Source organism: Aeoliella fuhlenseeensis, assembly GCF_052161615.1.
Classification (GTDB): domain Bacteria; phylum Planctomycetota; class Planctomycetia; order Pirellulales; family Lacipirellulaceae; genus Aeoliella.
Window position 1 is genome coordinate 4,106,687 of sequence record NZ_CP197417.1, and the last position, 15,114, is coordinate 4,121,800.

General features: G+C 60.0%; 10 protein-coding genes and 1 tRNA gene. 6 read left to right on the top strand and 5 right to left on the bottom strand.

The features are described 5' to 3' along the window. The first annotated feature begins 29 nt into the window (after positions 1-29). Both SH292x_RS16080 and SH292x_RS16085 read left to right on the top strand, forming a co-directional pair. Positions 30-989 (top strand): zinc-dependent alcohol dehydrogenase family protein, encoded by a 960-nt coding sequence (locus SH292x_RS16080; RefSeq protein WP_442482027.1) that lies wholly within the window; start codon positions 30-32, stop codon positions 987-989. A gap of 217 nt (positions 990-1,206) precedes the next feature. Further along, the gene (locus SH292x_RS16085) at positions 1,207-1,494 is read left to right on the top strand and encodes a hypothetical protein (protein ID WP_442482028.1); all 288 of its coding nucleotides are present in this window, start codon (positions 1,207-1,209) and stop codon (positions 1,492-1,494) included. Positions 1,495-2,189: 695 nt separating this feature from the next. On the opposite strand, the gene SH292x_RS16090 is transcribed toward SH292x_RS16085, so the two are convergent. Then, on the bottom strand, positions 2,190-2,660 hold the full coding sequence (locus SH292x_RS16090) for an acetyltransferase (protein ID WP_442482029.1): 471 nt from the start codon (positions 2,658-2,660) through the stop codon (positions 2,190-2,192). Between the two features lie 201 nt (positions 2,661-2,861). Here SH292x_RS16090 and SH292x_RS16095 point away from each other — a divergent pair, with 201 nt between their 5' ends. After that, positions 2,862-3,476 carry a hypothetical protein gene (locus SH292x_RS16095; protein ID WP_442482030.1) on the top strand — a complete coding sequence of 205 codons (615 nt, stop codon included), beginning with the start codon at positions 2,862-2,864 and terminating at the stop codon, positions 3,474-3,476. A gap of 500 nt (positions 3,477-3,976) precedes the next feature. On the opposite strand, the gene SH292x_RS16100 is transcribed toward SH292x_RS16095, so the two are convergent. Both SH292x_RS16100 and SH292x_RS16105 read right to left on the bottom strand, forming a co-directional pair. Further along, on the bottom strand, positions 3,977-4,279 hold the full coding sequence (locus SH292x_RS16100; protein ID WP_442482031.1) for a hypothetical protein: 303 nt from the start codon (positions 4,277-4,279) through the stop codon (positions 3,977-3,979). A 120-nt stretch (positions 4,280-4,399) separates the two neighbouring features. Next, positions 4,400-5,803: an MJ0042-type zinc finger domain-containing protein gene (locus SH292x_RS16105; RefSeq protein WP_442482032.1), complete on the bottom strand. Its 1,404-nt coding sequence runs from the start codon at positions 5,801-5,803 to the stop codon at positions 4,400-4,402. A 108-nt stretch (positions 5,804-5,911) separates the two neighbouring features. Here SH292x_RS16105 and SH292x_RS16110 point away from each other — a divergent pair, with 108 nt between their 5' ends. Both SH292x_RS16110 and SH292x_RS16115 read left to right on the top strand, forming a co-directional pair. After that, positions 5,912-6,892: a DNA polymerase III subunit gene (locus tag SH292x_RS16110; RefSeq protein ID WP_442482033.1), complete on the top strand. Its 981-nt coding sequence runs from the start codon at positions 5,912-5,914 to the stop codon at positions 6,890-6,892. Positions 6,893-7,076: 184 nt separating this feature from the next. Beyond that, positions 7,077-7,163: transfer RNA gene (locus SH292x_RS16115), tRNA-Ser, on the top strand. Positions 7,164-7,246: 83 nt separating this feature from the next. On the opposite strand, the gene SH292x_RS16120 is transcribed toward SH292x_RS16115, so the two are convergent. After that, positions 7,247-9,844 (bottom strand): SdrD B-like domain-containing protein, encoded by a 2,598-nt coding sequence (locus SH292x_RS16120; protein ID WP_442482034.1) that lies wholly within the window; start codon positions 9,842-9,844, stop codon positions 7,247-7,249. A gap of 307 nt (positions 9,845-10,151) precedes the next feature. Then, positions 10,152-12,062, bottom strand: coding sequence for a BBP7 family outer membrane beta-barrel protein (locus SH292x_RS16125; RefSeq protein ID WP_442482035.1), 1,911 nt, complete (start codon positions 12,060-12,062; stop codon positions 10,152-10,154). A gap of 257 nt (positions 12,063-12,319) precedes the next feature. On the opposite strand from SH292x_RS16125, the gene SH292x_RS16130 reads away from it, so the two are divergent. Beyond that, on the top strand, positions 12,320-15,079 hold the full coding sequence (locus tag SH292x_RS16130; protein WP_442482036.1) for a TolC family protein: 2,760 nt from the start codon (positions 12,320-12,322) through the stop codon (positions 15,077-15,079). Positions 15,080-15,114 lie beyond the last annotated feature (35 nt).

A 15,114-nucleotide genomic window follows, 5' to 3' on the forward strand; every position in this document is an offset into this window, starting at 1 on the left:
ACGCATTGAGACAATAGGTGAGGCTTCCAATGAAAGCGATGGTTCTTAAATCATTCGGCGGCCCCGAGTCGTTCCAACTTTGTGACCTTCCCAAGCCCGTGCCGCACGCGGGGCAAGTCCTGGTCCGGGTACATGCAACCTCCATCAATCCGTTGGACTTTCAGGTCCGACGTGGCGACTACGCCGACTTGGTGCCGCTGCCGGCCATTACCGGACACGACGTATCGGGTGTTGTCGAAGAAGTCGGGCCGGGCGTGACGAGCTTCTCTCCAGGAGACGAAGTCTGGTACACCCCGCAAATCTTTGACGGGCCCGGAAGTTATGCCGAGTACCACGTGGCTGCCGAGAGCATTGTCGGCAAGAAGCCTGCCGCGTTGAGCCATCTTGAAGCGGCAAGCCTGACCTTGGTTGGCGGGACGGCGTGGGAAGCATTGATCGTGCGTGCGTCGCTGAGAGTCGGCGAAAGCATCCTGGTGCACGGCGGCGCGGGAGGAGTCGGTCATGTGGCGATCCAGCTCGCAAAAGCCACGGGCGCCCAAGTATTTACCACCGCGCGAGAACCGAACTTTGAGTTCGCACGGAGCGTGGGGGCCGACGTGGTGATTGACTACCAACAGGAGGATTACGTCGACGCCATCCTGCGAGAAACGAGTGGGCGTGGGGTTGATGTCGTGTTCGACACCATCGGCGGCGACACCTTGTCGCGTAGCCCCGACGCACTCGCGCAACTCGGCCGGGTGGTTTCGATCGTGGACATTGCACAGCCACAGAACCTGATTCAGGCTTGGGGCAAGAACGCGAGTTATCACTTCGTCTTCACCCGACAAAACCGCGGCAAGCTGGATGAGTTGAGCTCATTAGTCGAGCGAGGGCAACTGCGGCCACACGTTGGAGCCGTCTACTCGCTGGCCGAAATCCCCCTCGCCCACGCCCGGCTGGAGAGTCCCAATAACGGAGTTCAAGGCAAGATCGCCATTGCAGTTTCGTAGGGTGGGTGGTTCTGCCGGCGAATCGAACTGTGGGTCCATAGCCACCTTGCCGCCGACAGGTTCACCCACCTTTGACCATGGCTGAGGTTAAGGTAGGTGAACCCGCTGGCGTCACAGCCTCCCGCGTTCTCCCGCCCTACTCGTTGCCAGCGGAACCACCTACCCTACGTAAAATCAGCCAGATCGCTACGCAGCTTCCCTCCGAAAGGCCGAATCGATGAACCCCTTCGACAGCACCAATATTCCACCCAACCCCGTGAGCCCCTCGCCACAAGCGCTGTGGGCCAATGTTCGGTTGGTAGGTCTGGTGCTCACGTGCGTCGGCTGCGGACTCATTGGGCTCTTCGGCCTGCTGTCGACCGCGACCGTCATGTACGAGGACAAGATTCTAACCGCCTCGGGCCGCATGGCGTGGGTGTCGCTGTTCGCCGGCTCGGCCATCACGGTAGTCGGGGCGGTGGTCTACGCGATCGGACGCATCGCCGGGCTGGGGCGTAAGGACTAGTGGAGCTGAGGAGGGAGCAGAAAAGTAGATTGCCCCCCTTTTATCTTCTAAACACATATGGAAGATGGCGCGATGGCACTGAAGATCTGCTAGAGAGGCTTCGTATGCTGTAATACGACAATAGCTACTATGCGCAATGAAAGCTGATGTTCGGAGAACTACCTATCATGCGACCACACGAAGATGATAGTACTTTGATCAGCATTGCCGGTGGGGTGACCATTTCCGTAATTGGTTTGCTATGGGCGCGCCATAGTAGTTCTATCTTCACGTACGTCGCCCTATCCGCCGGACTTTTCCTAATTGGCCGCGGACTGTACTGGCGAACACGGCTGCGCTGAGTGCGTGCGGGGCGGAGAGACAAAGGGGACATTTTACTTTTCCACCTTCCGCAGTCGCCCCGGCGGCCTCAGCGACGACTCCAATCCTAACCGCTTCGCGGTCTTCTGCTGCCAATCTCCATCGCCGTACGGTGTGCCGCGCTCGACGCTGCGGCGGACAGCGAGGATAAAGGGAAATTCTACCAATTTGTATGGGCGTCGTAATAGTAGCGTGCCTCCTTCTCTTCACCCCGCACGACTCAGGCAACTTACGCCCGGCGTTTACGCCGGGTTAGGTAAGCACTCTAGCCCCCGGGATAAATCCCGGGTCTAACAGGCAAGCCCCATTCGGAGACGTCGTTCTCCTTTCTCGATTCACCTCGCATACCGAAGGTGAATCAGCGGGTAAGCCCTACCCTGCCCGTCATGCGTCGAGCGACCGACGATCTCAAACCCCATGTGTTCGTAGAACCCGAGCGCCTGGGGGTTCTGCTCGTTCACATCCGTAGTTAACCGGGGGTGATCAGCAAGTGCTGCTTCGACGAGCGCCTTTCCGATGCCGCGCCCGAATTGATCGGGGTCGACAAACAGAGCTTCCATATGACCACCGCCGAGAAGCATGAATCCCTGCGGGGTGTCCGAGGCATCGACGGCGAGAATCAGGCTTACCTGTGGCAAGAAAGCGGAAACCTCGGCATCAATCGCAACTCGATCGAGCGGTGCAAGAAAGTCGTGCGTGGCGTCGACGGCACTACGCCATATCTCCAGGACGCGATCGGTATCGGATTCCGTAGAGCAGCGAAGCTTAAACATCACCGGTAGTTCCAACAGTCGCAAAGCGGACATTCTACTTGTTTTTCTGAGCCCACGTCGCAAAAGTAGAGTGTCCGGATCTGTAGGGCACTTCTCACCTACTTCCTTCCCTGTTTTCGATCCCCGATCCCTTTTTTGGCAATTTGGAACCGGCCGCCTACAATCTCGGGGCGGCTTACGCAGTAAGGCGATATCCATCCGAGGACTTCGCCTGCTTTCCATAAGGAGCTTCCGATGAGCGTCGCCAAGGTTTCGGTTCTGGGGATCGCCGGGTTGTCGCTTGTCGCACTTCTTGCGGCGGTAAAGTCTTGCAATGGTCCAGTGGGCCCGCCGACGGGTAGCTACAAGATCGACACGGTAACCTTCAAGCCCACCAACCCGCAGGCTGCCGCGGGTCCGGCGCCGGGGGTCTGGATCGATACGAATTTAGAGGTGAGCTCCTTGACCGGCGGGACGGTGAAGAGCGAGCTCCCTTATCAGTTGGCGTTCGACTACACGGACAACGAAGGCAGTTTTCAGAACATCGAGTTCACCAGCGTAATGATCACCTACGACGATGGCACCATCGAGCCAGCCACCTCCAAGCTGAAACTCCCCCTGCGTATCGCGGCCAGGCTGTACGAGACAGTCAACAGCGTCAGCGGTGGTCGTGTGGTGAAGGGAACCGTCTCGATCCTCTCGAGCAAGATCCCTGGCGTCATTACACGCGATCAGCCATTCACACTAGAGATGGAGGGTCACTTCACCAAGCCCGACGGGAGCAAGGTCCCCTTCGCGATCAAGCAGCACTTCGATGTCGAAGTGGAGAAGTCCACCAAGAGCGCGGCCGAGGTCCTGCAGGACAAATGAGTCGGTCAAATCGGGACGAGGGCTCTCTTTTGTCCCCCGACTTCTCGCCCAACTTTTTCCACTTTTTTGGAGAAAGCGACTAGAAAGCGCGCTTCGGGTATGCTCAAATGACCACGTTCACCTAGAAAGTGAACATGCGTTCTTTGACAACACGGAAAGAATGGACAAATGGTGCGAGCCCTGGCTCACGCGCTGGGTGGCTGGGGACGAGTCCTGCGAGCCCCCCCTGGGGTGAAATGCTGGGGGCTCGTGGAACTCGACCCCAGGCACCCTAAAGGGTCTTTCCCGTTCCGAATTCCCCCTTCCGAATTCGTAAAGTCGCACCTGCGGTTTACCCCTGCGACATTACTCCACGGAGTGGACTTGAGGCTCGCTCCGCAAAGTGTTGATGGGCAGGGACTTGCGACAAAACCGCGGGCGGGCCAAAAACGAGTAAAGTCGCAGTGAGTGAAATATTCACGAACTGCGACTCCATCCACGCCATTCGAAGCTCGCCCAACTTACAGAGCTTCGCGATTCTGCCGGATGGTTTGCTCCCGATCTTCCACCCATTTGCGGGCGGCAGCGAGGGCGGTGTTCGCAGAAAGGTAATCGCGAAGATAGGCAACGCGGACGTTTCGCTTGCCGAGGATGCGGACGTGGTAGCGAACGCGGCGTGTGGGGGTGGTGGTCTCGGTGGTGAGTAACTCCAAGCGATACTCGCCGCACTGATGATGAACCCCGCCCGACGCCATGGTACGACGACGCGCAGGGAACTTGCCCAGTTCGTTGTCCTGACGACTCGATCCGAAAAACAGGGCCATGGCGTTTCACACTTGCGAGAGAAGAGATCAACTTCAAGTTAGATCGACCAACGGGCGGGTGCTGATCCAACAAGATCGTGCTGTTCGTCTGCTAGCAAGGGGTCGCACGCTAGCTGGTGCTCACGCTTCGTACCGAATCCGCCAGGCGAGCCGACCAACGAGCCGAGCGTAAGCAAGGAGACCGCCCACGATGGGTACGCTTCCGAGGAGCCAGCCTAAGTCGCTCGCCCAATCGAGCAGCAAGAGACTCGCAATGGTCGCCCCGAGCAACATCCCAGAAAGGAAGTAGAACACAACCCACGTGCCAAACCACTCGCGAATACTCCCTGCAACGCCCGGCATCAACAGCGCGAACGGCGACGAGCCTTCGAGCGTCGAGAGGTGCATGAGCGGGAAGAACAACCAGGTGCTAACGGCGATGGCAAGAAGTTGCAGCGGAAGATCGGCTCCCGCGAGTTGCACCGCTACGTACCCAGGAGCGCCCGCCACGAGTCCAGCAATCACCACGAAGACGGTTTCGCCCATCCAGTCAACCGGATTGACCGAAGGCCACGCCATGACTTGGTTGTTGCCCTCGGAACTCTCGGTGACGATGGAAACAAAGGCCGCCGAAAGATTGGCGAACCACAATCCGCCAATGAACGCTGCTCCGCACAAGAGAAACAGGCCGGCGATCGCTCCGTAGCCTTGGAAGATCATCGAAAACGCAAACACGGCGAGGGCCGCAAAACAGCTCATGATCGCGGAAAGCACGATCCAGCGAGGCACCACGCCCGGCGATCCGAGAAACGCCGCCCACCCCGACAGGAGTGGGAATCGAGTCATCTGCGGGCGAGCCTTGCGATTCGTAGCAACCCGCGCGATGGCGGCTTCCTTATCCGCTTCGCTCAGTCGTTCGAAGTCGTGCAGCTTGGTGTGGACGGAGGCCGTCGAATGAACGACCGACTCCGAAGGGGGTTCGACTTCGAGTTCTCGCTCGCGCGGGGCACGAGCACGTGGCTTCGCTTGCGAAGGACGAACCCGTGTCGAATGTCCACAGTCGGGGCACTCGACCATCGTCCCCACGAGCACCGGCGCCACGTACTGAAGGGTATCGCAGACTTGGCAGTGCACAGGAACCATCTCGGCCTGCGCGGCGGCGAGCGTCGCGCCCCAAGGTTGCTCCTCTTCCTCGTAGAGTTCGTACTGGTCGCCAAGCATCGCGGCAGGGATCATTGGTCCTTGCTCGACCTTCGGCGGAGGGAGCTTTGTCTCGGTGTTGCAATCGGGACAACGCATCGGCTGGCCCACTTGATCGATGTGGCCATACATGCGAGTTCCACACAACCGGCAGTTCACGCCGACGAGCGTGACAGGTTCGGGGTCGGGTGGTTCGGGTGGCTCGGGCGAATCCTTCGAGGGCCGAATCTCGAACGGGTCTTTGCAGCGTGGACACCGCGTCCGGCGACCTATGTAGTCGATCTCGACGTGGAACTTCGCGCGGCAGTGCGGGCACTGGGTGGTGATGGTCGATTCGGTGGTCATCTCGCGCCGTCCGCGGAGGGAGGGGGAAAGAACTTCGCCGCAGCATGGAGTATAACGAGGTGCGTTAGAAATCGCTCCTTCAATTCCTTTCGCCCGCAGAAAACGACCATGTGGATGGACCTGGTGGGCCACGACGCCGTGGCCGATCGATTCCGGCATATCCTCGCCGAAGGGCGGCTGGCGAGCACGTACCTGTTCGTCGGGCCCGGGGGCGTGGGGAAGCGGCAATTCGCCCGGCGTCTGGCGGAGTGCTTGTTCTGCCCGAACACGGCGGACGAGGAGCTCGCCGCCTGCGGGCAGTGTGCGTCATGTCAACTGATGGCGGCAGGCAACCACCCCGACCTGTTGGAGGTGACGCTGAAGAAGGACAAGCGAGCGCTACAGATCGACCAGTTCGTCGGCGATGGCGAGCACCGCAATCGCGAAGGACTGTGCCACGACATTTCGATGCGTCCGGCACTCTCGAACCGCCGCGTCGCGGTGATCGACCACGCCGACACGTTCAACGTAAACACGGCCAACGCGCTCTTGAAGACGCTCGAAGAGCCACCGCCTCGCTCGCTGATTATTTTGATCGGTACGAGCGAGTCGCGACAGTTGCCGACGATCCGCAGTCGGGCGCAGATCATGCGATTCGCACCACTTGGCGCGAGCGAAATGGCGAGTCTGCTGGTGGAGAAAGGCATGGTGGGCAACTCGTCCATTGCCACTCGCGTGGCGGAGCTCGCTGATGGAAGTCTCGACCAGGCGCAGGCGATGGCGACCGACGAGTTGTGGGAAGTTCACACCGAAGCCGTAAGCGTGCTGAACAAACCGGTGATCGATAGCGTGCACCTCGGTAAGATCGTCCACCAGTTCGCCGAGTCCGCCGGCAAGGAAGCATCGGCGAAGCGCGACGCCCTGATCGCCGTGCTGAGCTTGGTCGCTCGGCATTACCGCCGAAGCCTGCGAGCCGACCCCGCATCGCCCGAAATTCCCCGCATCCTCGCCCGCATCGATCGTTGCCTGGACGCCGAGTACCAAGTCGACCGCAACGTCCACCTGCAGACGGTCATTCAATCGTGGGCGGACGACTTGGCGAGGAGCTGAAGAAGTGCGAACCCGTAAAGCTGCCCGCGTGTCTTCGGAAAGTGCCGATGCTAATTGCGAGATCTCGCAAGCACGCCGAGTCGGCAGAAAATCGCTGGAAATAGGCTGGACTTTTCATCCCCCCCTGGGCGACGTAGAATAGACAACTTCGGGCAGGAACGAACGTCGTTTCCTGTGCCCACCTGGAGAGGTGGCTGAGTGGCCGAAAGCGCCGGTTTGCTAAATCGGTGACCGGGGAACCGGTCCGCAGGTTCGAATCCTGTCCTCTCCGCTCCGACATAGAAAAAGCCCTCGCAAGACTTGCGAGGGCTTTTTCTGTTTGGTGGATTGTAGGAGCTCTTCGTGAAATCGCCATTATACGCTCGACGCCAGGAAGCGGCGTTTGCTGAGGGTGGGGGGGAGTTCGGCGAAGTTGTACGCCACGGCGTCGACGCCGCCTTCGAGCTCGATATTCGAAATCTGATCGTTGGCGAGTGAGCCTCCGATGGATCCGAGGCTGTCCTGGCCGTCCGGGTAGAACGTGGGGTGCGACTCGACTACTTGGTAGGTGCCGGGCAAGAGGTTCGCGAAGGTGTAGGTGCCGTTGGTGCCGGTCACCGTGGTGCGGCTGACGTTCGCCGAAGTGAAGTCGATGCCCGTGAGCGTGATGACTACCCCTGCGATGCCAGGGTCGTTGGACTCCTGGACGCCATTGTTGTTGCGGTCGACGAACACGGTACCCGAGATCGAGCCTGGTTCGACCGCCACGACCGACGAAGAACTCGCCGAGTTGTTTGCCGGGTTGGTTTCGAACTCGTTGGCGGTGGCGCTCGCGGTGTTGGTGACGGTGCCGACGAAGTCGTCGTCGACTACCACTGCAATGGTGATGATGCTGCTCACCGAGGGAGCAAGCGACCCTATGTTGTAAGTCAGCACACCCCCAACATTCGAAGTTGGTACCGAAGAGCTTCCCGCGTTGAACGTCACGTTGCTCGGCAGTATGTCCGTGAGGACTACGTTCGTGGCGGTCGACGGGCCGTTGTTGACGACGGTCACTGTGTAGACGATCGTCTCGCCCGGCGTGACGTTTGCGCCGCCGTCGTTGTCGACCTTGGTGACCGCCAGATCGATTACCTGCTGCACGCTGGTGCCAACGGAGGAAGTATTGTTGCTGGTATTCGATTCGTTGGGCGCGGCAACCGTCGCGGTATTGGTGAGCGTCCCCGTCGCGTTGCCATTCACGTCGACGTTGATGGTGACCGTGACGGTCGCACCCGGGGCAATGTTGCCGAGGTTCGCGGTGACGACACCGCTTGCGTGGGACAAGCCACCCACGCTGGTGCTTCCCGAGTCGAACGTAACGCCCGTCGGCAGGGTATCGCTGAACGTGACCCCCGAAGCGGTCGAAGGGCCGTTGTTCGTCACGTCGATCGTGTAAACGAGCGAACCACCGGCAGGCACTGCGGACAGGTTCGCGCTCTTGTCGATCACGAGGTCAAAACCGTAGAAGCCGAAATCGACGGTGAGGTTGGTGTTGTTGTCGGAGTCACCGTCGTTCGTAGGCTCGGCGTTGCCAGTGAGCGCGATCGCCTGCGTGACCACGCCGAAACTAGCGAGGGCGTAACCATTGTCGTCGTTGTTGACGTTGTTGTCGGGATCGGGTGCGAGGCCGGCGGTTTCGTTGCCGGTGGATGAGGCAAGGCCATTGAGCGGTTCGCTTGCACCGAACTCGGAGGCGGCGATACGAAGCACGTAGTCGCCGGGCAGCAGGTCTTCGAACAGATAGAAGCCCGAAGAGTCGGTCGTGTCGTCAGCGAGGAAGGCATCGACGCCATCGGTGTAGGTTCCGTCGGCGTTGGTGTCTTCGTAAAGGGAGACAACGACCCCAGCGATACCCGACTCGCCGGCGTCGAGGACTCCGTCGTTATCGATGTCGGCGAAGACGCGATCGCCAATGCTCATGCGATTCAGCACTGAAAAATCGGCGGTTTTCACCGTGGCACCGACTACACCGACCACTTCGACGAGCGCATCAAGACCCGCAAGCGACGGGTCTTGGAAATCGATGATCATCTCGATCGCGGTAATGTTGCTGAAGTCGACGCCGGTCCCTGTTACGCTCTCGGTGAAAGCGCTAAAGGGGATGACTAGTTCCTCGTCGGCGTCGCCATCGAGGCCGTCGAGGTCGGTGATCGGAACAGTTGCCTGGGCTGAGTTGCCAGAGCCACTTGTAAGTCGCAGCACGACTTCCGCGCCGACGCGGTCCGCGGACATGCGAACCAGCACGCCGGTGTTGCTGCCATTGTTCGAGAAGTCGAGGCTCAGGTTGTCCGGGTCGACGGTGTCGCCGTTGCCATCGACGCCGTCCCAAGTCACTCGCGCGACACCCTCGGTGCCAGTACTCGATTCGAGGCTCAGTCGATTGCTACCGCTGAAGAACGACGTGAGTGTGACGTTGCCATCGGTCGTCGCGTTGACGTAGAGATCGCGGACACCGCCGGCATTGCTGTTGGCCCCATCGGCGTCCGAAGCATCGGTGATCCCCGTGTCCGAGACCGAGCGGCTGGCGGTTACGGTTTGCGGTGTGCTGAAGTCGTCGACCACAATCGCGGTCACGCCCATGGCTTCGGTCGCGTCGAACGTGATGGTGGCGATGTCGCCACCCGCGAGCGTTTGCTGGCCCGAGGTGGGGGTGATGCGCACGAAGTACGTGCCCGCTTCGATACCCGTAAAAGTGTATTCGCCGGCACTGTCGGTGACGGTCGCAGATCCGTAGATGGTATCGGTGCCGGCCCCGTCGAACGTTCCGTTGGCGTTGCCATCGCGGTAGAGCGTGACGGGAAGACCGACGACGGCGATGTCGTTCGCGGTGTTACCATCGTTCTGAAGGTCGTTGAGCACGACGCCCGAGATCTGTCCCAAGTCGGTCGCCATCACGCGACGGTCTTCCAAACGCTCGAAGCGGCAATTCATCAGAGTGCTCATGGTGTCGGAGGAGAACAAAGCCCGCGTACCATCGCGGCGGCTTTGCACTGGATAAGCAAGGCTGCAAGCACGGACTCGCGCGCACAGCGTTACTTCTATCGACTGGATGAGCCCCCGACTATGGAGGGGAACCCTTAAACTTTACAGAATCGGTAAAGTCGATGATTGCAGTGATAGCATCGCGGTGTAACTTCTCAATGCGCTTGGCCGGAGGGGCTTGCGATCTTCCGCTACTATTTCCGCAACAAATGTCAGCGGTACGGCGTAATCCGGCCGGCTTAGGCTACGCTCGTTCCTAGAAACGGAAATCGAGTCCTGCGTTGAATCCGTGCGCCAGCAAATTGGAGTCGTCCCAGATAAATCGGGGGCGCTCGGGGCCATCGACGGGCTCGACGATCGGTGGTAGGAGGTTGGGATTGATGTCGAGGTCAATCTGGTCGCCCGGCCGCGCGACGTTGGTCCAGTAGATCAGCGTGTAGCCAATAGTGGCTCGCAGACGTGGCGTGACTTTATATCCCGCCTTGAGACCAATCTCGGGGATGACGCTGAATTGGTTGCGATCGTAGTCGCCGATGTTGCTGCGGAGCGCCAACAGACCGCCTTGCTCGGTGAAGCTGTTGTTGCCATCGCTAACGGTGGTCGAACCATCGATGGTCACCTTCTGACGCGTGCTACCAATGGCCAGCTTGCTGAGGAACTCGAGGGTGAAACGCGTCGACTCCCATTCCCAGATGAAACCGACGTCGCCGCCGTGGAACTCGTTGGAGGTTTCGAAGCGATCGTTGATGTCGAAGCTGCCGGGATTGATGGTCGAGAGTGACGTCAGATCCTCGGTGATCATCAGGCGTTCCTGTAGGCTCAGGTAACGATATCCGCCAAGCACGTCGATGCGGGAGACGGCGCTGGGTGGCGTGGGGGGACCGCATGGCGTGCACGTAGCGCCAATTTCTTTGCAGCAGATCGCGGCGCGGAGTCGCAAGCCGGCACCGCCGAACTCACTGCGGGCGTTTACGGTTACGTTGCCTTCGACCACATTTGGGTACGACACCAACTCCGCATCTTCGGCCGGCGGAAGGAAATCGCCGAACGCGTCGACGGGTACCATGTTGAAGAATGGCCGCGCGAGAATCGGAAAGCCATTGTCGCCGGTAGCACTGAAAGCGGTGGACGAAGTCTCAAAGAAAAACACATCGCCTTCGATGGCCAAGTCCTGATAGTCGTTGAACCAACTGCCGGCCTGGAAGCGAAGCCCGTCGCGGCTGCCATCGAGAATATACGAGTCGCCGAATAGCACGGTGGTGTTCGGTTGGCCCAGCACACCCGCTTGTGCTTGCGGCGTGCCTTGCGGACTGCCAGTGACAAGTGGCGGCGTGTGCATGCCATCGATCCACCAGAGCAGGTACTCGGCACTGCCGTAGAACCGACCTCGCGATCCACGGTTGCAGCTTGGGTTGAAGCCGTTGTCCTGGCTCATGTAGTAGGGCGAGTAGTTCTGGCAGCTGGAGCAACTGCTGCACGGATCATAAGCATTCACGAATCCTGTGGCCGAGGGCATCATCTGCTGGCTCGCCATGCAGTTAGGGCAGTTGCACATCGAACCGCCACCCGCCATGCCACCCTGGACCATTCCGAAGTCGTCGACCACAACTGGGGCGACTTGTGCGACGCGATGCGCGGGGGCGCCGGCTTGCATACGCTGCGCAATAGGCTGCTGATGCGCCGCCTGCATTGTGGGGTAATGGTGCGCGGCTTGCATCACGGGGAACTGTTGCGATGGGCTTGTAGTGCCGACCAAGTTAAGCTGCGAGGCCAGCAGGGTCGTCCCCGTATCGCTCCGCACGGTGACGCGCTCACCAACGTGGGATGCCAGATCGATGCCCGGCGACTCCTCGACGTAGCGCTGCACGCGGCCGAACTGATCGGCGAGCGCGTATTCGCTGGTGCCATCACTCGGGTCGGGATTGCGAATCAGGAGTGCTTGCTGCATCTGTGGCTGCGCAGCGATCGCAGGCCCTGCGGCATTGGGGTCGGCCGCTAGCTGCGCCAGCGAACGGGGTTGTCCGCCACGTTGGGGCGACCACGCCATCCCTTGTCCATTTGCTGTGGAGACTAACGTCAGCGACAAGCCAACGAACAGCGCAACGGAAAATGAGGGCAGCGACTGCCATTGCCGACCAAGCGCCATGCGCACGGGCAGGTTCACCATGAAGTGACTCCCAGCTATCACTGGCCCCGCCGCTCGGCAGGTAGCCAATGACTTCTTGAGAAAAGTTGTGAAAAGAGTGAAGAAAAGTTCGCGGGCGAGCTTGTAACACAACGGCAAGCACTCCGCAACGTCAGACCGCACAATCGGCACAACCGTTAAAGTCTACCAAACGTACGCGACGAAGAACGAAGCATGCGCATCAGTGCGCGCCGAGGTCGTTTCCTCCCGTTTCGCTTTTCACTCGACGAATTCGCCGCATGTCGTTCCGACTCGCCACGATCGTTTGCCTCGGCAGCCTGCTGCTAGCAACGCTGGGTTGCAGCCCAACGTTTTACCGTCGGCAGGCGGACCGGCAGGCGGAGTGCTTGGTAAACCAGAAGGCGATCCCCGCGGAAGGTATCCCCGGAAGTTACGGCATCAACATCGATCCGCGGTCGCGCATGTTCGACCCTTTCGATCCCGATCTCGAACCAATGCCCCCGGACGATCCCGCGGCGGCAAAGTACCTTGAATGCATTGATGGGAAACGTGGCTCGGCCGAGTGGCAGAAGTTGCCGAAGACCAGCTTTGTGGACAATCCCTCTTGGCACCAATACCTGCCCGTCGATCCGGAGGGCGAGGTCAAACTTGATCAGCAGTCGGCGATGGAACTCGCGCTGCTGCATTCGCCCAACTATCAAGAGCAACTCGAAGAGCTATACCTGTCGGCGCTCGACGTGTCGTTCGAGCGATTCCGGTTCGATACGCAGTTCTTTGGCGGATCGCAGATTGTCTACCAGAACGAGGGCTCCTTCCGCGGCGGCGAAAGCACGCTGCACGTGGCCCCTTCGAGTGCCGCGGCCGGCCCGAGCATCGACAACAATCGCTATCGTGCGGAAACTCTCACAGCAACCGGTGGCGAGTTCGTCGTCGGCTTTGCGAACTCGCTGGTGTGGCAATTCTCCGGCACCGACAACTACACGGGCACCTCGCTGCTCGACTTTAGCATGATACAACCGCTGCTTCGCGCGGGTGGGCGAACGGTGGTGCTCGAACGTCTAACAATCGCGGAGCGGTCGTTGCTCGCCAACGTTCGGCAAATGGATCGCTATCGCCGAGGGTTTTACGTCCAGGTGATGACCGGCCGCGATGCTGGTGCAGGACCTTCGCGGCGTGGTGGCTTCTTCGGTGGCGCAGGCCTCGAAGGCTTTACCGGCGTGGGTGGCGGCGGCTTCGGCCGCGTCGGTGGTTTTGGTGGATTCTTCGGCAACGGCGGCAACGGCTTCACCGGCGGCGCTGGTGCTGCACAGGCGGGCGGCTTCATTGGCCTGTTGCAAGTACAGCAGCAAATTCGCAATCAGCGGGCCAACGTCGCGGCACTGAAGACCAGTGTCTCGCAGCTCGAAGCCACGTTCGAAGCGGGCCGAATCGACCGATTCCAAGTTGACCTTGCTCGCCAAGCGTTGTTCAACGCACAGAGCTTGTTGCTCCAACAAGAGAACTCCTACCGCGCCACGCGCGAGGCCTTCCAGACACGAATCGGTTTACCACCTGAACTCGAGATGGTGGTTAAGGACCCTTACCTCGACCGGTTCAACCTATTGGATCCTGATCTCGAAGGTTTGAAGTTCGACGTCGCAACGGTGCTCGATGCCTTGCGCGATCGTCGACAGCAGCTTATCGAAGCCGGCGACAATAACGAAGCGCTCCGCGCTCAAATTGCCATGGAGCTTCGTGCCACGCACACCGCCATTGAGGAACTGGTTGCCGCCATCAGTCAGCGGGTAGCTGGAGTCGAGCAAGACTTTGTACTGCTCGATGCCGCCCTGCCCCAACGGCGGGCATCGCTCGAACAGCTTGTTAGCCGGCCCGAAGTGGTGGAGGCCGACATTGACACGCGCCTACTCAGCACCCAGCGGCTCGATGAGTACATCGCGGGCCGGAAGCAAGAGTTTGTCCGTCTGACGCAGGTGTTCGAGAAAACCAAGGCCGACCTCGCCGCGCTGGGGAGTAATGCGCAAGGGACGCTCGAAGCCGATTTACGCGGGACGACCGATCTATTGGCAAGAACGTCGGGCGAGCTACTAGAGCTATCTTTGCTGCAAGCGAGTGTTCGCCTGGAGACCGTGACTATCAAGCCCGTGGAACTGCAACCACCGCAAGCCCTGGCCATTGCTAGCGCGTACCGCCAGGACTGGAAGAATGCCCGCTCCAACCTGGTCGACTCGTGGCGTCTGATTTACTTCAACGCCAACGAGCTGCAAAGTGGCGTCGACATGGTGATCAATGGCGACGTAGGCAACATTGGTCAGAATCCGTTCGACCTGAACATGAAGAACAGCGCCATTCGATTGGGTCTGCGATTCGACGCGCCGCTGACGCGGCTCGCCGAGCGGAACGTGTATCGGCAGTCGCTCATCGAATACCAGCAAGCTCGCCGCAGCTACTACGAGTATCGCGACCAAGTTTACTTGGGGCTGCGAAACACATTAAGGCAACTTCGTCTCGATGAAATCAACATCGAGCTCCGCCGCGCAGCCGTGCAGTTGGCCATTTCGCAGGTCGACCTTACGCAGCTTCGCCTGAGCGAACCTCCGCAGCCGGGAGCCGTGCTGGAGTTCGGCGATACGGCCGCCCGCGACTTGGTGCAGTCGCTGTCGGACCTTTTGAATGTCCAAAACGACTTCCTGAGCGTGTGGGTAGACTACGCGGTACAGCAGATGGCCCTGGAGTTCGACCTGGGCATCATGGAGATCGATAATCGAGGCATCCGCATCGAATCGCAGGTGCCGTATACCGACTACCTGACCAATTTGCCGGTGTATCCGAGCGACTTGTTCCCGGGCCAGGGCTGCAATCCTTCGGCCGACACTCTGGACGCTAAGGAAGTGCTGAAAGAACTCGGCCCGCTGCTGGATGCCGCACCGATGCCAGTGGAAGAGGTGCCATCCCCACCCGCGGACGAACAACTCAAGGAACCGGCAGAAAACGATGCCGAGACCCGGCCCGATCAGGTGCTTTCGGGGTTCCATGGATAGAGAAAGTCCGCGAAATCGTGAGTGGCGATACGCGG

What these genes read in the sequence shown, in the direction of transcription:
- SH292x_RS16080 (WP_442482027.1), top strand. Translation starts at nt 30, where the DNA reads ATGAAAGCGATGGTTCTTAAATCATTCGGCGGCCCCGAGTCGTTCCAA.
- SH292x_RS16085 (WP_442482028.1), top strand. Translation starts at nt 1,207, where the DNA reads ATGAACCCCTTCGACAGCACCAATATTCCACCCAACCCCGTGAGCCCC.
- SH292x_RS16090 (WP_442482029.1), bottom strand. Translation starts at nt 2,660, where the DNA reads ATGTCCGCTTTGCGACTGTTGGAACTACCGGTGATGTTTAAGCTTCGC.
- SH292x_RS16095 (WP_442482030.1), top strand. Translation starts at nt 2,862, where the DNA reads ATGAGCGTCGCCAAGGTTTCGGTTCTGGGGATCGCCGGGTTGTCGCTT.
- SH292x_RS16100 (WP_442482031.1), bottom strand. Translation starts at nt 4,279, where the DNA reads ATGGCCCTGTTTTTCGGATCGAGTCGTCAGGACAACGAACTGGGCAAG.
- SH292x_RS16105 (WP_442482032.1), bottom strand. Translation starts at nt 5,803, where the DNA reads ATGACCACCGAATCGACCATCACCACCCAGTGCCCGCACTGCCGCGCG.
- SH292x_RS16110 (WP_442482033.1), top strand. Translation starts at nt 5,912, where the DNA reads ATGTGGATGGACCTGGTGGGCCACGACGCCGTGGCCGATCGATTCCGG.
- SH292x_RS16120 (WP_442482034.1), bottom strand. Translation starts at nt 9,844, where the DNA reads ATGAATTGCCGCTTCGAGCGTTTGGAAGACCGTCGCGTGATGGCGACC.
- SH292x_RS16125 (WP_442482035.1), bottom strand. Translation starts at nt 12,062, where the DNA reads ATGGTGAACCTGCCCGTGCGCATGGCGCTTGGTCGGCAATGGCAGTCG.
- SH292x_RS16130 (WP_442482036.1), top strand. Translation starts at nt 12,320, where the DNA reads ATGTCGTTCCGACTCGCCACGATCGTTTGCCTCGGCAGCCTGCTGCTA.